At 71.3% G+C, this 22,174-nt stretch carries 22 protein-coding genes; 15 read left to right on the top strand and 7 right to left on the bottom strand.

What is annotated here, in order from left to right; genetic code table 11:
- Positions 1-226 precede the first annotated feature (226 nt).
- Entirely contained in the window at positions 227-1,888 is a 1,662-nt protein-coding gene (locus tag ACWD4J_RS20380) for an ABC-F family ATP-binding cassette domain-containing protein (RefSeq protein WP_451396780.1), read from the top strand.
- A gap of 52 nt (positions 1,889-1,940) precedes the next feature.
- Here ACWD4J_RS20380 and ACWD4J_RS20375 read toward each other — a convergent pair whose 3' ends face one another.
- Positions 1,941-2,420 (bottom strand): cupin domain-containing protein, encoded by a 480-nt coding sequence (locus ACWD4J_RS20375; protein ID WP_451396779.1) that lies wholly within the window; start codon positions 2,418-2,420, stop codon positions 1,941-1,943.
- A 259-nt stretch (positions 2,421-2,679) separates the two neighbouring features.
- Between ACWD4J_RS20375 and ddaH the strand changes: the two genes are divergently transcribed.
- Positions 2,680-3,456 (top strand): dimethylargininase, encoded by a 777-nt coding sequence (ddaH, locus tag ACWD4J_RS20370; protein ID WP_451396778.1) that lies wholly within the window; start codon positions 2,680-2,682, stop codon positions 3,454-3,456.
- A 194-nt stretch (positions 3,457-3,650) separates the two neighbouring features.
- Positions 3,651-4,625: an acyl-ACP desaturase gene (locus tag ACWD4J_RS20365; RefSeq protein WP_451396777.1), complete on the top strand. Its 975-nt coding sequence runs from the start codon at positions 3,651-3,653 to the stop codon at positions 4,623-4,625.
- Positions 4,626-4,649: 24 nt separating this feature from the next.
- Here ACWD4J_RS20365 and ACWD4J_RS20360 read toward each other — a convergent pair whose 3' ends face one another.
- A complete protein-coding gene (locus ACWD4J_RS20360) occupies positions 4,650-4,898 on the bottom strand; it encodes a WhiB family transcriptional regulator (protein ID WP_451396776.1) in 249 nt (82 codons plus the stop codon).
- Between the two features lie 83 nt (positions 4,899-4,981).
- Here ACWD4J_RS20360 and ACWD4J_RS20355 point away from each other — a divergent pair, with 83 nt between their 5' ends.
- Entirely contained in the window at positions 4,982-5,104 is a 123-nt protein-coding gene (locus tag ACWD4J_RS20355; RefSeq protein ID WP_451396775.1) for a hypothetical protein, read from the top strand.
- 9 nt (positions 5,105-5,113) lie between these two features.
- Here the strand turns inward: ACWD4J_RS20355 and ACWD4J_RS20350 are convergent, their stop codons facing one another.
- On the bottom strand, positions 5,114-5,905 hold the full coding sequence (locus ACWD4J_RS20350) for a VOC family protein (protein ID WP_451396774.1): 792 nt from the start codon (positions 5,903-5,905) through the stop codon (positions 5,114-5,116).
- 96 nt (positions 5,906-6,001) lie between these two features.
- The gene (gene ligD / locus ACWD4J_RS20345; RefSeq protein ID WP_451396773.1) at positions 6,002-7,021 is read right to left on the bottom strand and encodes a non-homologous end-joining DNA ligase; all 1,020 of its coding nucleotides are present in this window, start codon (positions 7,019-7,021) and stop codon (positions 6,002-6,004) included.
- A gap of 154 nt (positions 7,022-7,175) precedes the next feature.
- On the opposite strand from ligD, the gene ACWD4J_RS20340 reads away from it, so the two are divergent.
- A complete protein-coding gene (locus tag ACWD4J_RS20340; RefSeq protein ID WP_451396772.1) occupies positions 7,176-8,246 on the top strand; it encodes an ATP-dependent DNA ligase in 1,071 nt (356 codons plus the stop codon).
- A 63-nt stretch (positions 8,247-8,309) separates the two neighbouring features.
- On the top strand, positions 8,310-9,323 hold the full coding sequence (locus ACWD4J_RS20335) for a DUF3048 domain-containing protein (protein ID WP_451396771.1): 1,014 nt from the start codon (positions 8,310-8,312) through the stop codon (positions 9,321-9,323).
- A gap of 27 nt (positions 9,324-9,350) precedes the next feature.
- On the opposite strand, the gene ACWD4J_RS20330 is transcribed toward ACWD4J_RS20335, so the two are convergent.
- Positions 9,351-9,818, bottom strand: coding sequence for a MarR family winged helix-turn-helix transcriptional regulator (locus ACWD4J_RS20330; protein ID WP_451396770.1), 468 nt, complete (start codon positions 9,816-9,818; stop codon positions 9,351-9,353).
- Positions 9,819-10,041: 223 nt separating this feature from the next.
- Between ACWD4J_RS20330 and ACWD4J_RS20325 the strand changes: the two genes are divergently transcribed.
- From ACWD4J_RS20325 to ACWD4J_RS20290, 8 genes are all read left to right on the top strand, one after another.
- Positions 10,042-10,794 carry a CoA transferase subunit A gene (locus tag ACWD4J_RS20325; RefSeq protein ID WP_451396769.1) on the top strand — a complete coding sequence of 251 codons (753 nt, stop codon included), beginning with the start codon at positions 10,042-10,044 and terminating at the stop codon, positions 10,792-10,794.
- A 3-nt stretch (positions 10,795-10,797) separates the two neighbouring features.
- On the top strand, positions 10,798-11,445 hold the full coding sequence (locus ACWD4J_RS20320; RefSeq protein ID WP_451396768.1) for a CoA transferase subunit B: 648 nt from the start codon (positions 10,798-10,800) through the stop codon (positions 11,443-11,445).
- Positions 11,446-11,447: 2 nt separating this feature from the next.
- Positions 11,448-12,650: a thiolase family protein gene (locus ACWD4J_RS20315; protein WP_451396836.1), complete on the top strand. Its 1,203-nt coding sequence runs from the start codon at positions 11,448-11,450 to the stop codon at positions 12,648-12,650.
- Between the two features lie 38 nt (positions 12,651-12,688).
- Positions 12,689-13,459 carry a protocatechuate 3,4-dioxygenase subunit beta gene (pcaH, locus tag ACWD4J_RS20310; protein ID WP_451396767.1) on the top strand — a complete coding sequence of 257 codons (771 nt, stop codon included), beginning with the start codon at positions 12,689-12,691 and terminating at the stop codon, positions 13,457-13,459.
- A 5-nt stretch (positions 13,460-13,464) separates the two neighbouring features.
- Entirely contained in the window at positions 13,465-14,028 is a 564-nt protein-coding gene (pcaG, locus tag ACWD4J_RS20305; RefSeq protein WP_451396766.1) for a protocatechuate 3,4-dioxygenase subunit alpha, read from the top strand.
- Positions 14,025-15,371 carry a 3-carboxy-cis,cis-muconate cycloisomerase gene (gene pcaB, locus ACWD4J_RS20300; protein ID WP_451396765.1) on the top strand — a complete coding sequence of 449 codons (1,347 nt, stop codon included), beginning with the start codon at positions 14,025-14,027 and terminating at the stop codon, positions 15,369-15,371. The genes pcaG and pcaB overlap by 4 nt, the downstream gene beginning before the upstream one ends.
- Complete coding sequence (pcaDC, locus tag ACWD4J_RS20295; RefSeq protein WP_451396764.1) at positions 15,368-16,510, top strand: bifunctional 3-oxoadipate enol-lactonase/4-carboxymuconolactone decarboxylase PcaDC; 1,143 nt, start codon at positions 15,368-15,370, stop codon at positions 16,508-16,510. The genes pcaB and pcaDC overlap by 4 nt, the downstream gene beginning before the upstream one ends.
- Positions 16,511-16,675: 165 nt before the next feature.
- Positions 16,676-17,482 carry an SDR family NAD(P)-dependent oxidoreductase gene (locus ACWD4J_RS20290; RefSeq protein WP_451396763.1) on the top strand — a complete coding sequence of 269 codons (807 nt, stop codon included), beginning with the start codon at positions 16,676-16,678 and terminating at the stop codon, positions 17,480-17,482.
- A gap of 30 nt (positions 17,483-17,512) precedes the next feature.
- On the opposite strand, the gene ACWD4J_RS20285 is transcribed toward ACWD4J_RS20290, so the two are convergent.
- Positions 17,513-20,185 (bottom strand): ATP-binding protein, encoded by a 2,673-nt coding sequence (locus tag ACWD4J_RS20285; protein WP_451396762.1) that lies wholly within the window; start codon positions 20,183-20,185, stop codon positions 17,513-17,515.
- 200 nt (positions 20,186-20,385) lie between these two features.
- On the opposite strand from ACWD4J_RS20285, the gene ACWD4J_RS20280 reads away from it, so the two are divergent.
- Positions 20,386-21,375 (top strand): DUF2510 domain-containing protein, encoded by a 990-nt coding sequence (locus tag ACWD4J_RS20280; protein WP_451396761.1) that lies wholly within the window; start codon positions 20,386-20,388, stop codon positions 21,373-21,375.
- Positions 21,376-21,547: 172 nt separating this feature from the next.
- Here the strand turns inward: ACWD4J_RS20280 and ACWD4J_RS20275 are convergent, their stop codons facing one another.
- On the bottom strand, positions 21,548-22,162 hold the full coding sequence (locus tag ACWD4J_RS20275; RefSeq protein WP_451396835.1) for a TetR/AcrR family transcriptional regulator: 615 nt from the start codon (positions 22,160-22,162) through the stop codon (positions 21,548-21,550).
- Positions 22,163-22,174: the final 12 nt, after the last annotated feature.

Raw genomic sequence — 22,174 nt, 5'->3', positions numbered from 1 at the left:
GACCTCCGGCCTCGAGCCTTCGGCTTCCGTCTGACGGCCTCTGCCTGACGGCGTTCGCCTCCGGGTTGATCATCCGCCGTCGTCGCCCCATCCCGCGGTGTCCCGAACGCGTTGCCCCTGACCACTTGCCAGTGACCGGGACCGCGTTCGCGACCGGCCTCCGTATGCGGCCAGTCCACGACGATCGCCCTTCCCGGCCACCGCTCCAGCAACCGCGGAGGCCTTCTTGTCCACATCTCCCACATCCATCACCTGCACGTCCCTGACCTTCGGCTGGCCCGACGGGACCGCCGTCTTCGACGGTCTGCAGGCCGCCTTCGGTCCCGGCAGGACCGGCCTCATCGGGCTCAACGGGTCCGGGAAGTCGACCCTGCTGAAGCTGATCGCGGGCGAGCTCACCCCGACGGACGGCACCGTCCGCGTGGCCGGTGAGGTCGGCTACCTGCCGCAGAACGTCACGCTCGACACCGGACTGCGCGTCGACGAGGTCCTGGGCATCGCCGGTACGCGCGCCGCGCTGCACGCCATCGAGGCGGGCGACGTCAGGGAGGAGTACTTCACGGCGGTCGGCGACGACTGGGACGTCGAGGAACGCGCCGTCGCGGCCCTCGACGGCCTCGGCCTCGGCCACATCGGCCTCGACCGCACCATCGGCGAGGTGTCCGGCGGCGAGTCGGTGCTGCTGCGTCTGGCCGCCCTGTTGCTGCGCCGCCCCGACGTGCTGCTCCTTGACGAGCCCACCAACAATCTCGACCTGTGGGCGCGCCGACGCCTCTACGCCACGGTGGCGGCCTGGTCCGGTGTCATGGTCGTGGTCAGCCACGACCGTGAACTCCTCGAACTGGTCGACCAGATCGCCGACCTGCACGCGGGCGAGATCTCCTGGTACGGAGGGAGCTTCTCCGCGTACGAGAAGGCGCTCTCCGTCGAGCAGGAGGCGGCCGAGCGGATGGTGCGGGTCGCCGAGACCGATCTGCGCCGCCAGAAGCGTGAACTCGCCGATGCGCAGGTCAAGTTGGCCCGCCGCAAACGGTACGGCCAGAAGATGTGGGAGCAGAAACGCGAACCCAAGATCGTCATGGGTGCGCGCAAGAGGGCCGCCCAGGAGTCGGCCGGGAAGCACCGCATCATGCACGAGGAGCGGCTCGCCGAGGCGAAGGAGCGCCTCGACGAGGCGGTGGAGGCGGTACGGGACGACGACGAGATCCGCATCGACCTGCCGTACACCGCGGTCCCGTCCGGCCGCGCCGTGCTGACGCTGCGCGAGCTGGAGCTGAGGTACGGCGCGCGTGTGAGCGGCGAGTTCGAGTTGCGCGGCCCCGAGCGGATCGCGCTCATCGGCCGCAACGGCGCGGGCAAGACGACCCTGCTGCGCACGATCGCCGGAGAGCTGGCACCGGTGGCGGGCGAGGCCAGGGCGCACGTGCCGCTGCGCTTTCTGCCCCAGCGGCTCGACGTGCTCGACGAGGACCTCACCGTCGCCGAGAACGTGGCCCGCTTCGCACCCGAGGCCACCTACAACCGGATCAGGGCGCGTCTGGCCCGCTTCCTGTTCAAGGGGGCGCGGGCCGACCAGCGGGCGGCGACCCTCTCGGGCGGAGAGCGATTCCGGGCGGCACTCGCCGCGCTGATGCTGGCCGAGCCCGCACCTCAGCTGCTCATGCTCGACGAGCCCACGAACAACCTGGACATGGCGAGCGTCCGACAGCTGACGACGGCCCTGGAGTCGTACGAGGGAACGCTGATCGTGGCCAGTCACGACCTGCCGTTCCTGGAGTCGATCGGCATCACACGCCGGCTGCTGCTGGACGGTGAACTGCGGGAGATCACGGCGGAGGAGGCCGCGGGGTATCCGGAACAGGCTGGTTGTCCCGACCAGAACGGGTGATGTGCGGGTGGGGGGCCTGCGGTGCGTCGTCAGGTGAGATCTCGCCCGCAGGTCACCCTGCCTTCCCCTGCGCGCACTCCGGCGCGTCCGCGTCGACCGACAGCGGGCTGCCCTCGGGGAGCAGGTAGGTCAGGTAGAGGACGACCGGCTCCGTACCGAGATTGCGGCCTATGTGCACATGGTCCGGGCCGGACGGCTCGACGAAGGCGGTCCCGGCGGGGTTCGACTCGACGGAGCAGTCGTCCATGGTGCGGGTGAGGGTGCCGGACTTGACGACGGCTATGACCTGGCCGGGATGGTAGTGCCAGCCGGTGGATCCGCCCGGCTCGATCGTGACGGTGCGGACGACCACGTCCGCGGGCCCCTTGGGGGGCTTGATCTTCAGTGTGCCCGCCGAGGTCCCGATGGCCAGGATCGTGCCGGAGACCCCGCTGCCGGGGGTCGCGAGCGCGGTGGACGGACCGACGGCCAGCGCGGCCACGCATCCCGTCGCGACCAATGCCTTGCGAAAACCTCTGCGCGTGCGTCTCATGATGTCTCCCCAACTCGTCGGCGATTGCGCGGAATTGAGTATCGGGGGTCGAGGTCGGGCTGTCAGGAGCACCTGACCTTCGGAAGCACGTTCGGTTCAGAACGGCAGGTGCGGCCGGTCAGGCGTCGCCGCTCCGGCGGTGGATTAGGACTGTCGTCGCCCGGGAAGCCGCTGCATGATGTGCCCGGACAGCCCCCGCGTCGGGCCCCGCCCGAGCCCGGCCGACCCCGGCGCGCCCATCGGATACGGAGAACCGCACGTGCCCAGCCAGAAGGCCCTCGTCCGCCGACCGAGCCCGCGCCTCGCCGAAGGGATCGTCACCCATATCGAGCGCGAACCGGTCGACGCCGCGCTCGCGATGGCGCAGTGGGAGGCGTACACCGAGGCCCTGCGGGCGCACGGCTGGGAGACTTTCGAGGTGGAGCCCGCCGACGACTGTCCGGACTCGGTCTTCGTCGAGGACACGGTGGTCGTCTTCCGCAACGTCGCGCTGATCAGCCGCCCGGGCGCCGAGTCGCGCCGCGCGGAGACGGCCGGCGTGGAGGAGACGGTGGCGCGGCTCGGCTGCTCGGTCAACTGGGTGTGGGAGCCGGGCACGCTGGACGGCGGTGACATCCTCAAGATCGGCGACACGGTGTACGTGGGACGCGGCGGGCGCACCAACGCGGCCGGTGTGCAGCAGTTGCGGGCGGTCTTCGAGCCGCTGGGAGCGCGCGTGGTGGCCGTACCCGTGAGCAATGTGCTCCATCTCAAGTCGGCCGTGACGGCGCTGCCCGACGGCACGGTCATCGGACACGAGCCGCTCGTGGACAACCCATCACTTTTTCCGTGCTTCCTTCCGGTTCCGGAGGAATCGGGTGCACATGTGGTGCTGCTCGGCGGCGGGAAGCTGCTGATGGCGGCGAGCGCGCCGAAGACCGCCGAGCTGTTCGCGGATCTGGGATACGAACCGGTCCCGGTCGACATCAGCGAGTTCGAGAAGCTCGAAGGGTGTGTGACGTGTCTCTCGGTACGGCTTCGAGAGCTGTACCGCTGAGGGGTTACGGAAATCGGCGGCCTGTACTCGCTGCTCGGGCGGCACTTGGGGCGCCCACTCGGACCATGTGGGTACCCCCACTGGCCGACGCTCTTTACGGAGCGCTTAACCTACGGGTTCGTAACCTACGGTTTCGTAGCCTACGACGCCGTAGGTACCGTCCCCGCCAGTACCCCCGTCCCCCTGGAGCCCCCGTGACGATCACCGCCCCTCACCTCGGCAGCCCGGACACCTGGACCGACGCCCGGTTGCTGTACGCCCTGGAGGAAGTGGTCGAGAAGGAACTCAACCGCCACCTGCAGGTGGCCAAGGACTGGATGCCGCACGAGTACGTGCCCTGGTCGGACGCCCGCAACTTCCCCGGTTTCTTCGAGGACGGCGAGGCCTGGGGCAAGGAGCAGTCGAAGGTCACCGAGATCGGCCGTATCGCGCTGGTCGTCAACCTCCTGACGGAGGACAACCTCCCCAGCTACCACCACGAGATCGCGTCGCTCTTCGGCCGCGACGGCGCCTGGGGCACCTGGGTGCACCGCTGGACCGCCGAGGAGGGCCGGCACGGCATCGTGATGCGCGACTACCTGCTCGCCTCGCGCGCCGTCGACCCGGACAAGCTGGAGCAGTTCCGCATGGCGCACATGAGCGAGGGTTTCGAGTCCGACAACCGTCACTCGATGCTCCACTCCGTCGCGTACGTCGCGTTCCAGGAGCTGGCCACGCGTATCTCGCACCGCAACACCGGCCACCAATCCGGCGACCCGGTCTGCGACCGCATGCTGGCGCGCATCGCCACCGACGAGAACCTGCACATGGTCTTCTACCGCAACCTGTTGAAGGCCGCCTTCGAACTCGCCCCCGACCTCACCATGCAGGCGGTACGCGACGTCGTGGTCGGCTTCCGTATGCCGGGCCACGGCATGCCCGGCTTCGAGCGCGCCGCCGCACAGATGGCGATCGGCGAGGTCTACAACCTCCGCATCCACCACGACGACGTACTGCAGCCCGTGCTGCGCTTCCTGAAGGTCCTGGAGATCGACGGCCTCGGCCCCGAGGGCATGCGCGCCCAGGAGGAGCTCGGTCTGTTCATGAACGGACTGGACGAGGAGGCCCTGAAGTTCGACGAGAAGCTGGCGGCCCGCAAGGCGCGGATGGCGGCACGCGCGGCGGGCTGACGCAGGACGCCGCCGCAGCGGCGTTCAGCCGCCGCCCCTGATTCGGCGCAGAAGCTGCCGCTCCTTCTCGGACAGGCCGCCCCAGACGCCGAACCGTTCGTCGTTGTCGAGCGCGTACTCGAGACACTCGGCACGGGTCTCGCACAGACGGCAGATGCGTTTCGCCTCGCGTACGGAACTCCCGGGTTCGGGAAAGAAGAAGTCGCCTCCGGTCTGCGCGCAGAGCGCCTGCTCCTGCCAGGCGAGGTCCTGTCGGCTGGTGTCGGTCTGCATGCGGGCGATCGTGCCGGACACGGCGAAACAAGCGATCAATGATTTATCAACGCGTTCTGGAACGCGTTCTGGGTCGAGGAGTCGTGGAGGTCGCCGAACGGATCCTGACCCTGTCCCCGGGTGTCGCGCACGGCGGCGCGCCGGACCGCCTCTGCGGCGGCGGCTCCGGCTGCCGCCGCCGCACGGCCTCAAGCGCGGCCGGATGACGGCCTGGCTCAGCCGTGCGGATGCGTGCTCTTGATCACGGCGAAGCGCGCGCCGTACGGATCCGTGAGTTGCGCGAGACGGCCCACGCTCTCCATGTCCCTCGGCCCGACCCTCACCGTGCCGCCCAACTCACGGGCCTTGGCGGCGCTCGCGTCGGCGTCGGCCACCTCGAAGTACGGCAGCCAGTACGCCCCTGCTCCGGGCTCGATCGGGTCGGGCTGCAGCGGCAGTACGCCCCCGAACATCCCCTGTTCGCCCGTGTCGGCGGGGTGGACCGTCGTGTATGTGCCGCCCGGGAACGGCACGTCGAAGGTCCCCCAGCCGAAGACCGAACCGTAGAACTCGGTGGCCGCGGCGACGTCCGGGGTGCAGAGCTCGATCCAGCACAGACTGCCCTCGTCGCCGGCCACATCCAGGCCCTTGTTGGCACCCGGCTGCCAGCAGCCGAAGGCGGCACCGGACGGGTCGGCGAACATCGCCACGCGGCCCTGGTCGAAGACGTCCATCGGCTCCATCAGTACGGCCCCGCCGCTCTGCTCCACGGCCTTCGCGGTGGCGTCGGCATCGGGGCTCTGGAAATACAGGTTCCAGGACGGTGAGCCCTGGTCCTCGGGGATGGCCATGCCGCCCGCGACGGTCTCTCCGTTCAGCTGGAACATCCCGTACCCGCCGGCTTCCGGCCCTGCCGACCGGAACTCCCAGCCGAAGAGGCCGCCGTAGAAAGCCTTGGCACCCTCGATGTCGCGTGTGCCGACATCGAGCCAGTTCGGTGAGCCCGTGACGTAACGGGTGGTGAGCATGACGCCCTCCTCATGAGCAGTCCCGTTGCCCTGCCTCCATGAGTCTTGCACCGCCCACTGACACCCGCCGCCCGGCCGCACGGCAGGCGGGCGCGGCTACGAGGACGTGTCCTCGCGCCTGGCCCGGCTCGGCTGCACCCGCTTCGGTTCGCCCGGCACCTTGGGGTGGTCCGGCGGGTACGGCATGTCGCCGAGGCCCTGTTCGTGCTCCATGCGGTCGGCGAGTTCCAGCAGCCCGTCGAGGCGGTACGCGTGGTCGTCCATGTCCGCGTGCAGATCCCCGACTTCGGCGAACCGCCCAGGCATCGTGGCCAGGTCGAAGTCCTGCGGCACGGCGTCGTCGACCTCGTCCCAGCGCAGGGGTGCGGAGACGGCCGCGTTCGGGCGGGGGCGGACCGAGTAGGCGGACGCGATGGTCCGGTCGCGTGCCATCTGGTTGTAGTCCAGGAACACCTTCTCGCCGCGTTCCTCCTTCCACCAGGCCGTCGTCACCAGGTCGGGCATGCGCCGCTCGAGCTCGCGGCCGCAGGCGATGGCGGCGCGCCGCGCCTCGGTGAACGTCCAGCGCGGCTCGATCGGCACGAACACGTGCAGGCCCCGGCCGCCGGACGTCTTGGGCCAGCCGCGCAGACCGTGGTCGTCGAGGACGGCGCGCAGTTCGTGCGCGGCGCGCACGGCGTCGGCGTAGCCGGTGCCGGGCTGCGGGTCGAGGTCGAGGCGGAGTTCGTCGGGACGGTCGGTGTCGTCGCGCCGCACCGGCCAGGGGTGGAAGGTGATGGTGCCGAGCTGGGCCGCCCAGACGACGGTGGCGGGCTCGGTCGGGCAGATCTCGTCGGCGTACCGTCCGCTGGGGAAGGCGATACGGCTGGTGGGAATCCAGTCGGGGAGGTTCTTGGGGGCGCGCTTCTGGAAGAAGGACTCGCCGGTCACGCCGTCCGGATAGCGCTCCAGGGTGGTGGGGCGGTCGCGCAGCGCGCGCAGGATGCCGTCGGCGACGGCGATGTAGTACTGCGCCAGGTCCAGCTTGGTGAAGCCCCGCTCCGGGAAGAAGATCTTGCCGGGGCTGGACAGGCGCACCGTCCGCTGCCCGACCTCGAGCTCCACCGCATCACCCATGGCAGCCACGGTAGGCGCCGGGGCCGTGCCCCGCACGCCGCATACGCTGCCCGTCACCGACCGGCGGACCGCACAGTCCGCGGACGGGCAGCCCGCCACCCCGGCAGACCGCAGACACCGCGCACACCCCCCGCGCGGACCGCAGAATCGAACCATGGACCTCCCGGTGAAGCGTCCCGTCCTGCCGATGCTCGCCAAGCCCGTGGCGAAGATCCCGCCGGGCATGCACTACGAGGCGAAGTGGGACGGTTTCCGTGCGATCGTCTTCCGTGACGGGGACGAGATCGAGCTGGACAGCCGTACCGGCAAGCCGCTGACCCGCTACTTTCCCGAGCTGGTGGAGGCCGTGCGGGACCGGCTGCCGGAGCGGTGCGTGATGGACGGCGAGATCGTGATCGCTCTCGGCGACCACCTCGACTTCGACGCGCTCACCGAGCGCATCCATCCCGCGCAGTCGCGTGTACGGACGCTGGCGGAGCGCACCCCGGCGTCGTTCGTGGCCTTCGACCTGCTGGCGATCGGCGACGAGTCGCTGCTGGACACCGGGCTGGTCGAGCGCCGGGACCGTCTGGTGACGGCGCTCTCCGGCGTCACGGCGCCCGTCCACCTGGCCCCGGCGACCACGGACATCGAGGTCGCGCAGCGGTGGTTCGAGGAGTATGAGGGCGCGGGCCTCGACGGCGTCATCGCCAAGCCCCTGGACCTCCGCTACCGCCCCGACCAACGCCTCATGTTCAAGATCAAGCACGAGCGGACCGCCGATTGCGTGGTCGCGGGATACCGCTTCCACAAGAGCGGTCCTGTGGTGGGCTCGCTGCTCCTCGGGCTGTACGACGACAAGGGCGCCCTCCAGCACGTCGGGGTCAGCGCCGCCTTCCCCATGAAGCAGCGCGCGCAGCTCGTCGAGGAGCTGGCGCCGCTGCGCATGGAGTCCCCGGAGGACCACCCCTGGGCGGCCTGGGCCGACGAGGCCGCGCACGAGACGGCCCGCCTGCCGGGCGCGCCGAGCCGCTGGTCGGGCAAGAAGGACCTGTCCTGGGTGCCGGTGCGACCTGAGCGGGTGTGCGAGGTGGCGTACGACCACATGGAGGCCGGGGCCCGGTTCCGGCACACGGCGCGGTTCCGCCGCTGGCGACCGGACCGGACCCCCGAGAGCTGCACGTATGCGCAGCTGGAGGAGCCGGTCCGGTACGAGCTGTCGGAGATCCTGGGGCCCCGGAGCTGAGGGCCGCCATGCGGGCGTCACGCCCGGCCGGCCGGCTTCGGGCTATGCCCAGCAAGGGCGGGTATGTCCATAGGCAGAAGATTCGAGGACGCAAACACGGGGGGCGACGTGAACGGTGGGGCGCGCATACGTCACGGAGCGACCGCCGTGGCGGTCCTGACCGCGCTGGCCGTGGGCTGCACGACAGGTGGCGGTTCGGACGACGGCTCGCGGCCCGGTGAGCGGCCATCCGCGTCCGAGAGCTCCGGGACCGGCGGCGACAGTGGCCCCGTACTCGCCGTGAAGATCGACAATGTAGGCCCGGCACGCCCGCAGACCGGCCTGGACGCGGCGGACGTCGTGTACGTCGAGCAGGTGGAGGGCGGCCTCAGCAGGCTGATGGCCGTGTACGCGACGCGGCTTCCGTCCGTCGTGGGGCCGGTGCGCAGTGCGCGCGAGACGGATCTGGAGCTGCTGCGGCAGTTCGACGACCCGACGCTCGCCTACTCGGGGGCGCAGTCGAAACTGCAGCCGCTGATCGACGCGGCACCGCTTGTCGCCCTGCCTCCCGGCAAGGCCCCTTCGGGAGCCTATTTCCGCAGTAGGGACAGGGCCGCGCCGCACAATCTCTATCTGCGACCCGAGGCGCTGAAGTCGGAGCAGCAGGCGGGCGGGGTGTCGAGCACCGGGTTCCGGTTCGGTGCGGCGCCGGAGGGCGGCACGGCGACCCCCGAGCGGACGGTCCGCTTCCCGGCCGCCCGCTTCACCTTCACCTGGTCCGCGGAGCTGAAGAAGTGGCTGGTGGCCATGGACGGCACCGCGGCCCGTGCGACCGGGGGGAAGCGGCTCGCCGCCTCCACCGTCGTCATCCAGCACGTCACCGTGCGGGACTCCCGGTTCCACGACCGCTGGGGCAGCGTGTCGCCGTTCTCGGAGACGGTCGGCAGTGGAACGGCGGACGTCCTGCGAGACGGGCGCGCCTACGACGCACACTGGGAGCGCTCCACGGCCGCGGACGGAACGGACTTCACCACGGCGGAGGGCAAGCCGATGACGTTCGCTCCCGGTCAGGTGTGGGTGGTGTTCGTGAAGGCGTGACCGAGGTGTGGGTGGTGTTCGCGAGGGTCAGGGCTGCGCCATCAGCGGCTCCCCCGGATTCCGCAGCACCTCCGCGGCATCGGCGACGCGCTGGATCAGTTCGAAGAACACGCTCTGCTCCTCGGCGGACAGAGGCGCGAGGAACACCTGGTTCATCCGGGCCGTGCGCACCGTCAGCTTGCGGTGTGTCCGCACACCGTCCTCGGTCAGCCGCAGCAGATAGCGGCGGCCGTCCTGCGGGTCGCGCACCTTGTCCAGCAGGCCCCGGCGGCTGAGCCGGCTGATGACCTCAGCGATCGTCGAGCGGTCGAGGCCCACGCGGCTGCCGACGGTGCGCTGGTCGAGCCCCGGCTCGGCGACGAGCGCGTTCATGACGGCGAACTGGGGTGAGGTGATCTCCTCCGAGACCATCGAGTTCCACAGCAGGTAGTGCGCCTGCTGCAGCCGCCGGGCCAGATGCCCGGGATGGGTGGTCAGGTCCACCGCGCCAGCCATATGTGTTCCTCCACCAGATCCGACGGCTCGATTCCGTTCGTGTACTGAACAACTCTCAAGCCTAGACCCTGCCGCTGTCGAGGTGTCGAGCGCCATTTTGCGGGGACCTTGACGGGTCGACGATCCGATGGCAGCGTGTGGGAAACCTCGGAGAAATAATCAGTGCCCTGACTAATTAGGATGAGTCGGAGCACGGATGCTGGGAAGAGATGAGGCTTCAGGGATGGACAAGGTGGTCGCCACAGCCGCTGCGGCCGTGGCCGACGTGCCGGACGGTGCGACGCTCGCCGTCGGCGGGTTCGGCCTGAGCGGTGTGCCCAACGTACTGATCAAGGCGCTGTACGACCTGGGGGTTTCGGGTCTGGGTGTGGTGTCCAACAACTGCGGAGCGATGGACTCGGGTCTTGCGGTCCTGCTGTCCGCGGGCCGTATCTCCCGGGTGACCGGCTCCTACATCGGCGCCAACAAGGAGTTCGCCCGCCAGTACCTGGGCGGCGAGCTCGAGGTCGAGATGATCCCGCAGGGCACGCTCGCGGAGCGGCTGCGGGCGGGTGGGGCCGGGATCCCGGCGTTCTTCACGCCGGCCGGGGTCGGCACGCAGGTCGCGGATGGCGGTCTGCCGTGGCGCTACGACGGCTCCGGCGGGGTCGCGCTGGCGTCGCCGCCGAAGGAGGTCCGCGAGTTCGACGGCGTGGAGTACGTCCTGGAGCGCGGTATCCGCACCGACTTCGCCCTGGTGCGGGCGGCCAAGGGCGACCGGCACGGGAACCTGGTCTTCAACAAGTCCACCCGTAACTTCAACCCGCTTGCGGCGATGGCCGGCAAGGTCACCATCGCTGAGGTGGAGGAGCTGGTGGAGCCGGGCGAGATCGACCCGGACGCGGTGCATCTGCCGGGCATCTTCGTGCAGCGCGTGATCGCGCTGACCCCGGAGCAGGCCGCCGACAAGGGCATTGAGAAGAGGACGGTGCGCTGAATCATGGCCTGGACCCGTGAAGAGATGGCCGCGCGTGCGGCGCGTGAGCTCGAGGACGGCCAGTACGTCAACCTCGGCATCGGACTGCCCACCTTGATCCCGAACTACCTCCCGGACGGTGTGGAGGTGGTCCTGGAGTCGGAGAACGGCATCCTCGGCGTCGGCCCGTACCCGAGTGAGGACGAGGTCGACCCGGACCTGATCAACGCCGGGAAGGAGACCGTCACGGTCCTGCCCGGGGCTTCGTACTTCGACTCCTCGCTGTCGTTCGGCATGATCCGCGGCGGGCACATCGACGTCGCGGTGCTGGGAGCCATGCAGGTCTCAGCGCGGGGTGACCTCGCGAACTGGGCCATCCCCGGCAAGATGATCACGGGGATCGGCGGGGCGATGGACCTGGTCCACGGCGCCCGCACGGTCATCGTCGTCATGACCCACACCGCCAAGGACGGCTCGGCGAAGATCGTCGAGGAGTGCGACCTGCCGCTCACCGGCAAGGCGTGCGTCGGCCGCATCATCACCGACCTCGGCGTCCTGGACGTCACCACCGACGGGCTCGTGCTGGTGGAGACCGCGCCGGGGGTCACCGTCGGAGAGATCGTGGCGAAGACCGCCGCGAAGGTTCGGGTTGCCGAAGGGATCGAGTCATGAGCCTGCGGGACGTCTACATCGTCGACGCCGTCCGTACGCCGGTCGGCAAGTACAACGGCAGCCTGGCCCCGGTGCGTCCGGACGACCTGGCCGCCCACGCCATCCGTGAACTCCTCGCCCGCACCCCGGAGCTGGACCCGTCCCGGATCGGGGATGTGTACTTCGGCAACGCCAACGGTGCCGGCGAGGAGAACCGCAATGTGGCCCGTATGGCCGGTCTGCTCGCCGGCCTGCCGACCTCGGTGCCGGGCGTGACCGTCAACCGGCTGTGCGCCTCCGGCCTCGAGGCCGTCATCCAAGCCGCACGGGCCATCGCGCTCGGCGACGCCTCCATTGCCCTGGCCGGCGGCGTCGAGTCGATGACCCGTGCCCCCTACGTCCTGCCCAAGAACGACAAGCCCTTCCCCGCCGGGCACACCGAGCTGTACTCGACCACCCTGGGCTGGCGCATGGTCAACCCCACGATGGACCCGCAGTGGACCATCCCGCTGGGCGAGTCCGCCGAGCTCATCGCCGACAAACACAAGATCACCCGCGAGCAGCAGGACGAGTTCGCCCTCGCCAGCCACCGGAAGGCCGCCGCCGCGCAGGCAGCGGGCCTCTTCGACGCCGAGATCGCCCCGGTGTCGATCCCGCAGCGCAAGGGCGAGCCGGTCGTCTTCGCCGCGGACGAGTCCGTACGCGCCGACGCCTCCCTCGCCGCCATGGCCAAGCTGAAGCCGTCCTTCCGCAAGGAGAACGGCACGGTCACGCCGGGCAACGCCTCCCCCCTCAACGACGGCGCTGCCGCCCTGCTCCTCGTCGACGAAGAGGGACTGAAGGCCACCGGCCGCGAGCCGCTGGCCCGCGTGAGCGCCAGCGGCGTCTCCGCGATCGACCCGCACTACTTCGGTCTGGCCCCCGTCGAGGCCGTCAACCGCGCTCTCGCCAAGGCCGGCAAGACCTTCGGCGACCTGACCACGCTCGAGCTGAACGAGGCGTTCGCCGCCCAGGTGCTGGGCTGTGTCGCCGAGTGGCCCGAGTTCGACCCCGCGATCCTCAACCCCCGCGGCGGCGCCATCGCCATCGGCCACCCGCTGGGCGCCTCCGGCGCCCGTCTCGCCGGGACCGTCGCGCACCAGCTCGCCGCCGCGGGCAGCGGCACCGGCGTGGCCACCCTCTGCATCGGCGTCGGCCAGGGCCTCGCCCTCGTCCTCGAACGCTGACCCCCTCCCCCGTACGGCAGGAAGCCCCAGGAATCCCCATGGCTCTCACTCAGTCGGACATCGACATCGAGGTCAACGACCTCCAGAACACGTACGACAAGGCGGTGGCCGCCGGTGCTCCGGCGCAGAACCACCCGCCGCGCGACTACGCCCCGTACCGCAGCTCCGTGCTGCGCCATCCCAAGCAGCCGCTGGTCGCCGTGAACGGCGGAGACCCGGAGACGGTCGAGCTGTCGGGACCGGTGTTCGGGGCGACCGACACCACCGACATCGACAACAACCTGACCATCCAGCACCAGGGCGAGCCGCTCGGTGAGCGGATCACCGTCTCGGGCCGGCTGCTCGACCGCAACGGACGCCCGGTGCGCGGCCAGCTCGTCGAGATCTGGCAGGCCAACGCCTCCGGCCGGTATGCGCACCTGCGCGACCAGCACCCGGCGCCGCTCGACCCGAACTTCTCCGGCGTCGGCCGCACCCTCACCGACGACGAGGGCCGGTACTCGTTCACCACCATCAAGCCGGGCGCCTACCCGTGGCGCAACCACACCAACGCGTGGCGCCCCGCCCACATCCACTTCTCGCTGTTCGGCACGGCGTTCACGCAGCGGCTCGTGACGCAGATGTACTTCCCGAACGACCCGCTGTTCCGCTACGACCCGATCCTGCGGTCGGTGACGGACGAGTCGGCCCGGGGCCGCCTGGTCGCGACGTACAACCACGACCTGTCGCAGCCCGAGTTCTCGCTCGGTTACGAGTGGGACATCGTTCTCGACGGTCCCTCCGCCACCTGGATCGAGGAAGGCCGCTAATCCCCATGAGCGAGACGCTTCTCCCCACCCCCTCCCACACCGTCGGCCCCTTCTACGGCTACGCGCTGCCCTTCCCCGAGGGTGAGCAGGTCGCGCCGAAGGGCCACCCCGACACGATCGCCCTGCACGGGTACGTGCTGGACGGCGAGGGCACCCCCGTCCCTGACGCCCTGCTCGAGTTCTGGCAGGCGGGCCCGGACGGTTCGCTGAAAGGCGCGCCCGGCTCGCTGCGGCGCGACCCCGTGACCGGCGGGTACCTGGGCCGCAACGGCATCGACTTCACCGGCTTCGGCCGGGTCGCCACCGACGCCGACGGCCACTACGCGCTGTACACGCTGCCGCCGGGCAACGCGGGCCTGCCGTACATCAGCGTGTGCGTGTTCGCGCGCGGTCTGCTGCACCACCTGTACACGCGGGCTTACCTCGTGGACGGCGCCGACCCGCTCCTTGACACGCTCCCGGCGGATCGCCGGGCCACGCTGGTCGCCGCCGAGGAGCCGAACCGGACGTACCGTTTCGACATCCGCCTTCAGGGCGAAGGCGAAACGGTCTTCCTGGAGTTCCAGTGAAATCCGTCGATCACGACGCCGGCCTGCTCGCCCCCGGGCGGGCAGGCTCCCCCGCTGAGAGCGCCACCAGCGACACCGCGTTCCTCCAGGCGCTGCTCGACGCGGAGTCCGCGCTCACCCGCGCGCAGGCGGCCACGGGGCTGGCCCCGGCCGAGGCCGCCGAGGCGGTGACCGCGGCGGCCGACGCCGCCCGCTTCGACGCCCGCGACATCGCGCTGCGGGCGCGGGGCGGCGGCAACCCGGTGATCCCGCTGGTCGGCGACCTCACCGCCGCCGTGCCCGCGGAGTATGCGCCGTATGTGCACCGCGGCGCGACGAGCCAGGACATCATGGACACCGCCATGATGCTGGTCGCATCCCGGACGCTGGACCTCGTCCTCGCGGACCTGGCCCGCACGGAGCAGGCCCTGGCCCGGCTGGCCGCGGCCCACCGCGACACGGTGATGCCCGGCCGCACACTCACCCAGCACGCGGTGCCGACGACGTTCGGCCTGAAGGCGGCGGGCTGGCGCTCGCTCGTACTGGACGCACGGGACCGGGGACGGGCCGTACGGGACGGGCTGCCCGCCCAACTCGGCGGGGCGGCCGGCACGTTGGCGGCGTTCTCGGCCTTCGACGCCGGTAACGGCAACCGCACCGGCACGGAGGCCCTGGTCAGCGCCTACGCCCGCGAACTCGGCCTCGCCGAGCCGCAGCTTCCCTGGCACACCCTCCGGGCGCCGGTCGCCGACCTCGCATCCGCGCTCGCCTTCACGGTGAGCGCCCTCGGCAAGCCGGCTGCCGACGTCCTCACCCTCTCCCGTACGGAGATCGGCGAGCTCTCGGAAGGGACCGGTGGCGGCTCCTCCGCGATGCCCCACAAGGCGAACCCGGTGCGCGCCACACTGATCGCGGCGGCCGCCCGCCGCGCCCCGCACCTCGCCGCCACGCTGTTCGGCTCGCTCGCCGCCGAGGACGAGCGCCCCGCGGGCGCCTGGCACGCCGAGTGGGAGCCGCTGCGCGACCTGCTCCGGCTGGCCGGCGGTGCCGCGCGCGACGCCGCCGAGCTCGCCGAGGGGCTCCAGGTGCACCCGGACACGATGCGCGAGCACCTGGACCTGACCCACGGGTTGATCGTCTCCGAGCGGCTGGCCGCCGAGCTCACCCCGCATCTGGGCCGGGCCCGCGCGAAGGCGCTGCTCACGGATGCCGCCAAGCGCACCCGTACGGAGGGCAGAGCGCTCTCGGACATCCTCGCCGAGGCACCGGACCTCGCCGGCCTGGACCTCGCCGAACTCACCGACCCCACCCGTTACACCGGCTCCGCCGGAGTCCTCACCGACCGTGCCCTGGAGCGACGTTGACCACCAAGCCCACCGGCAAGCTGCTGCACCACCGTACCGAGGGTCCGGCCACCGCTCCCCCGCTGATCCTCGGCCCCTCGCTCGGCACCTCGACCGCCCTGTGGGACGACGTCGCGCCCGAACTGGCCGTCACCCACCGGGTCGTACGCTGGGACCTGCCCGGCCACGGTGGCTCCCCCGCCGACCTGATCGGCCCCGGCGCCACGGTCGCCGACCTGGCCGAGCTCGTGCTCGTGCTCGCCGACTCGCTCGGCATCGACCGCTTCGCGTACGCCGGGGTCTCGCTCGGCGGGGCCGTCGGTCTGCACCTGGCCGTGCACCACCCTGAGCGCGTGGCGAGCCTGGCCGTGATCTGCTCCTCCGCGCACTTCAACGGGCGGGCGCCCTGGGAGGAGCGTGCAGCGCTCGTTCGCCGCGAGGGGCTGACCGCCCTCGCGGACAACGCGCCGACCCGCTGGTTCACACCCGGCTTCACCGTGCCGGCCCTGGTGGAGGACCACCGCAACGCGGCCCCCGAGGCGTACGCGGCATGCTGCGACGCGCTCGCCGCGTTCGACATCCGCGACGAGCTGTCCTCGATCAGTGCGCCGACCCTGCTGATCGCGGGCCGCGAGGACCCTGCGACTCCCCCCGCCCACCTGCGCGAGATCGCCGACGCGGTGACCGGCTCGACGCTCATCGAGCTCCCCGGCGCCTCGCACCTTGCTCCCGCGGAGCGCCCCGAGGCCGTACTCACGGCGCTGCGCGCCCACTTCACCGGCGATGCCGAGCGGGGCGTACGCGTGCGACGCGAGGTGCTCGGCGACGTGCACGTGGACCGCGCCCAGGCGCGGACGACCGGTTTCACGGCCCGCTTCCAGGACTTCATCTCGCGCTACGCGTGGGGCGAGATCTGGACCGACCCCACCCTTGCGCGCCGCGAGCGCAGCATGATCACCATGACGGCGCTGATCGCACACGGCCACTACGAAGAGCTGGCGATGCATGTGCGAGCGGCCCGGCGCAACGGTCTGACGCCGGAGGAGATCGGCGCGGTGCTGCTGCAGACCGGCGTGTACTGCGGTGTCCCGGCGGCCAACTCGGCGTTCGCGGTGGCTCAGCGGGTGCTGGCCGAGGAGGAGAACGCGGCGGGGTCCTGACGGCAGAGGCATCCGCGACGAGCGGGACGGACGAGGCCGGAGCGCCGGCGACGGTGTACCTGCGAGACATAGGCACAGCAGGGTCATCGTGAGGCGCGCCGGACCTCGTCCGTGTGCCTAGTCTGGTGGACGTCCCCCATCCGGTCTTCTGCGAACGGAGCCGAGTTGTCCACTGTCCTGATCACCGGTGCCACCTCCGGCCTCGGCCGCTACGTCGCCTTCGAACTGGTCCGCTCCGGGCATGTCGTCCTGGCCCACGGCCGTGACCGCGGCCGCACGGAGGCGCTCGTCAGGGAGCTCACGGCGGAGGACGGCGACGCGCACACCCTCGTCGCCGATCTGGCCTCGCTGGCGCAGGTCCGCGAGCTGGGTGCGCGGGTCGCGGCCGAGCACCCCGGCCTCGATGTACTGATCAACAATGCAGGGGTCGGCTTCGGCGCGCCCGGCTCGGGACGGGAGGAGAGCGCCGACGGACACGAACTGCGGCTGGCCGTGAACTATCTGGCGCCCGTCGCGCTGACCCGCGCACTGCTTCCGGTGCTGCGTGCGAACGCCCCGTCGCGGATCGTCAACGTCGGCTCGGCAGGCCAAGTCCCCCTGGACTTCGACGACTTCGAGTTCACCACGGGCTACAACGGTGTCGACGCGTACCGCCGCAGCAAGCTCGCGCTGGCCGCCCATACGTTCGCGCTCGCCGAGGAGTTGGCGGGCAGCGGCGTGTCGGTGAACGTGTTGCATCCCGCCACGTTCATGGACACGGCCATGGTGCGGGCGGGCGGCATCAGCCCGGTGTCGACGGTCGCGGACGGCGCCGCGGGCGTGCTGGCCCTGGCCACGACGGACCTGGGGCTCGTCGGTTCCGGCCGGTACTTCGACGGTACGAAGCCGTCGCGGGCGCACGCGGAGGCGTACGACCGGGACGTGTGGAAGCGCCTGGAGGCGGCGACGAACCAGCTGCTCGGGACGGACTGAGGCCGGGCCCGTCCGCGGAGCCCGTGCCGTTCAGTGCAGGCCACGCCCCGTGTCCAGCACTTCCTGGGCGCGGTCCGCAAGGCCGTCGGCGCCGCAGGAGCGGGCGAGGTTGAGGCCGCGCGTCAGCTCGGCGACCGAACGTGCCGCTATGCCGTACTCGACGCGGGCCACGGCGTGTTCGTAGGCGCTGGGTGACGCTTCGAGGTGGGCGGCTGCCTTGGCGTACAGGGTGACGGCCCGCTGTCCTGTCTCCAGTTCCGCGGCGCAGCGCAGTGCCTCGCCGATCGCGGTGTTCGTGCCGAACCGCTCGGCCTGGCGTCGCGTCCGGGCGGCGAGGCCCGCCGCGCGTGCGGGGTCGTCCACGGCGAGGGCCCGGGCGAGGCAGCAAGCCCACGGCGCCATCACGGGGTTGTGCGCACCGCGGGCGGCCGCAGCGGCCTCGGCCGCCTCCAGCTCGGCCACGCCCTCCTTCGTGCGTCCCGAGAGCATCAGAAGACGGCCGCGTACGGAATGGGCCTCCGGCACGACGATCGCGGACGGGTAGGGCGGTGCGAAGCCGTAGCGGTCCGCGATCTCCTGGGCCTGGTCGACATGGCCACGGGCCAGCAGGGTGTCGATGAGCATGCAGGCCGCGTCCCAGTGCATGGGCAGGCCGTGCCCGACCCGGTCGGCGAGGCGCAGGCCCTCGCGCAGATACGCCTCGGCGTCCGTGAGCTTTCCGCGTCGGCGGTGCACATAGCCGACGCAGGCGTGGGCCAGGGCGAGGTGGCCGCCGCTCCATCCGGCGGTCTCGTAGGCGCGCAGACCCTCGGTGAACAGGCTCTCGGCGCGGTCGATGCGGTCCGCGAAGAGGTAGGAGACGCCGAGCATGAGGAGGAGCTCGAAGCCCCATTCGGTGTCGGTCCAGCCGAGACCGGGGGCGAGGCGTCCGTCGACCAGGGACCGGTCGCAGAGCTCGACGACCACCTCGGCGTTCTCGCCGCGGGCCATCGCGTCGAAGGCGCGCAGGATCAGCAGGGCGCGTTCGGAGTTGTCGCGGCCGGTGAGGGGTCCGGCCAGCTCGGCGAGGCGGCGGGAGCGGCCGGGCGAGTCCTGCTCGCCTGCATGGATGCCCTCCCACAGGTAGTGGGTGGCGAGCAGCCGCATCCGCGCGGGCCCCGGTTCCAGGCGTGCGGCCTCGTCGTCGACGATGCGGACCGCCTCCGCCATCTGGTCGTTGTGGACGAGTGCCTGTGAGAGGCGGCACACGGCGTCCACCCGCAGATGGCTTTCCAGGCCGGGCATGGCCAGTGCCTCGCGCAGGTGGCCGATGGTGGTGGCGGGCGAGGTGAGGAAGGTGGCGCAGCCCAGTTCGTAGAGCACGCGCGCGTGGACGTCCGGCAGCGGCGGCTCCTGCAGGGCCCTCTCGAGACAGCGGCGGGCGGCGTCCGGGGCGCCGACGGCCAGGTGTTCGCGGGCGGCTTCGCGCATCTGCTCGACGAGTTCGGGGTCGTCGTCCGGGTGTACTTCGAGGAGGTGCCGGGACGCGGCGGCGGCGCCCCGGCCCGAGCGGGTGACGGCCCATGCGGCGCGGCCGTGCATCGCGGTTCGGGTCGCGGGCAGGATGGACCGGTAGACCGTGGACGCGATCACGGGGTGGACGAACTCCAGCAGTCCGCTGCCGCCCTTGCCGTCGCTGCCGCCGCCGATCAGGATGCGGGCGCTCCGCAGCACCTCCGCGCAGCGCTCGGCGTCGTCGTGCCCCATCACGGCGATCGAGGCCGCGAGTTCGAGGGAGATGCCGGTGCCGAGGATCGCTGCGGCACGGGCGAACAGGGTGACGTCGGTGCCCAGCGCTTCGAGCCGGTCGACGAGACCGCGGCCGCGGGCCGAGCGGTTGAGCTCGCGCAGCTCGGCGGCCGAGGCCTCGACCGGTTCCAGCTCGCTGTCCTGAACCTTCGCGAGCAGTTCCACCGTCTCGTACGGATTGCCGCCCGTGACCGCCCAGACCTCACGGCAGAACGGCGCGTCGGCGTGCACGCCGAGCGTCGCGCGGGTGAGGCCCGCCGTCGCGTCGGGTGTGAGGGCCTGCAGGACGGTGCGCGGGCGGGCAGCCGCGCCGATCCGCTCCAGCTGGCGGGCGTGCTCGTCGTCGGTGTCGCGCTGCCGGTGGGCGACGGCGACGAGTACGGGCAGATCGTCGAGACGCTCGGCGAACGCCGCGAGCCACTGGAGCGTCTCCTGGTCGGCCCAGTGTGCGTCGTCTATCAGCAGCACGAGCGGCCAGTGGAGCCGGGCGAGGCGGCGAGCCGCGGCGACCAGGCCGTTCAACACGCCCTGCGGGTCGGCCTGCCGGCCCGCCGGCTGGGCGATGCCGAGGGCGGGACCGGCGATGTCGTACCAGTCGCCCAGGTACTCGCGCGCCTCCTCCTCGGTGAGTACGACGAGAGCGGGCTGCAGCAGCTGGCGCAGGACGTTGAAGGGGACGGAGGTGACGGTCTCGCCGCCGCGCGCGGACCACACGGTGCAGCGGCCTTCCGCCATCCGGCCGATCTCGGTGAGCAGCGCGGTCTTGCCGATGCCGGCTTCGCCGCTGTACACGAGGAGGCTGCCGGATTTGGCGCCGGAGCGCAGCGCGTCGACAGTCGCCGCGGCCTCCGCGAGTTCGGAGTCGCGCTCCCAGAGCGGGGCTGAGACGAATCGTCCAGACCTGCCCTGCGTCATTCCGCTACCCCCTGAACCCGCTGAGAACCGCTGCGAATGCTTGAGTTGACGTTCGGATCTCGAGCCTAGCCGCAATGGCACCGCCGAGGTGAGGGGTCGGGACGGCTTCCGGCGCTTCGGAGCAAAGGTCCGACTCTGTTGTTCGGGCGATGGCCGTCCCTCTCATGGGGATTTCAGGCAGAGCTCATACTGTGGCGTTCATGACGCAGGTGACTCCTCCCGGCTGGTATCCCGACCCGGGACAGACAAGTGACGGTCCCCGTACCGAGCGGTGGTGGGACGGAAGTGTGTGGACGGACCAGACCCGTCCTGTGGGGTCCGCCGGTGACTGGGGTCCCCCGACGCTGCTGTCGGGTGCGCCGCCGTACCCGGCATATCCGGCGTATCCCGCCAAGCCCCCGCGGCGTGCCCTGCGTACGGCCATCGGCGCCGCTGCGGCTCTCGCGGTGCTGGCGGGCATCGTCGGCGGCGTCTACGCCCTCACGGCCGACGACGGAGGTGGCAGCCCCGACCGGGCCGGCTCGGCGCCGTCGGGCTGGCCGTCGATGCCGGGCGGACCGGGTGGAGAGAACGGCGGGCCGGGTGGCGGACAGGGCGGAGAGAGCGGCGCGCCGCAGGCGCCCGAGTCCGGCGCGCCGTCGGGCGCCCCTCAGCTCGAGGACGGCTATGCGACCGACCTGGCGAGCGGCATCAGCCTTCCCGTGCCGGACGGCTGGACCGGCACGTCGGGGCTCGGCGCCGGGGTGTCGACGGGGACGTACAAATGCCCGGGCGACACCTCCGAGGAGTGCGTACGCGGCGGGGCGTCCTCGGTGCCTGCCGACGCACTGGACATCAAGGCGACCACCGCGGAGGCCGCGGCCAAGGCCGACATCGAGAAGAACGCCGCGAAGTCCTACGGCGGAAAGCTCTACGGCAAGATCACGTCGCACGACGAGCTGCTGTCGCAGGCGGTGACGGTGGCGGGCCAGAAGGGTTACGAGGTCCGCTGGAAGGTCGTCACGGCCAAGGGCGACGACGGCTATGTCGAATCCCTGGTCTTCCCGTCGCCGTCCGACGAGAACACGCTCGTCGTCGTCCGCTTCGGAATCGATGACAGCGCCAAGGCGCCGAAGGTGTCCGTGATCGACGAGATCACGAAGGGGATCAAGGCCGCCTCCGGGGGCGGCGGCAACGGGCAGAAGGTCTGAGCCCGCCCATAGGGACGCCGGCGCACGGGCAGCCCCGCGGCACATGAGAGGCCGGGCGGGCCCTCTCCGCTCTGGAGGGTCCCGCCCGGCCGGGGGTGCGCGCCGCCCCCGTCCCCACGGTGCGGCGCGGGCAGGCCGCCGCCCTGCCATCCAGCGGGCGGCGACCTGACAATCAGGTGTTCGGGGCGAGCCCGAGCGCGGGGAGCACGCAGGCCTCCAGGAACCGGATGAGATACGGCGCGTCCACCTCTCGCCCCTCCAGCATCGGGCGGGCGCGCAACACTCCCAGCAGTTGTGCGGGAACGAACTGCGCGGCCGGATGGCCCTCCGGAATCTCGCCGCGCGCCACGGCGCGCCGCACCATCCCCTCGATCAGCCGGACCTCCGGCTCGACGAAGGCCTCGCGCAGTGCACACCGCAGCTCCGCGTCCTGCAGGACGGCATGGCCGAGCGCCTGCATGAGCTGGGTGTCCCTGCCGGAGCGCGCACCCGCGAACCGCACCACCTCACGCAGGTCTCCGGCCAGGCTGCCGGTGTCGATGTCCGCGAGAGTCGTACGGCTGTGGGCGCGCAGGGCGGCGGCGACCAGCTGCGGCTTGGTCTTCCACTGCCGGTAGAGCGTCGACTTGCTGCAGCGGATCCGGGCAGCGACGCCCTCCATGGTCAGTGAGTCGTAGCCGAGCTCCCGGAGCTGTTCGCACACGGCGTCGTAGAACTCCTGCTCGCGCTCCGGGGTGATCTTGGAGCGACGCGAAGAACTCACTGCATCTGCCGGCTGCGACGTCATGTCCCGCTCCTG

This window comes from Streptomyces sp. NPDC002577, assembly GCF_053594815.1.
Note: the sequence above shows the minus strand (reverse complement) of the source record. Positions and strands in the feature narration are given on the sequence as shown.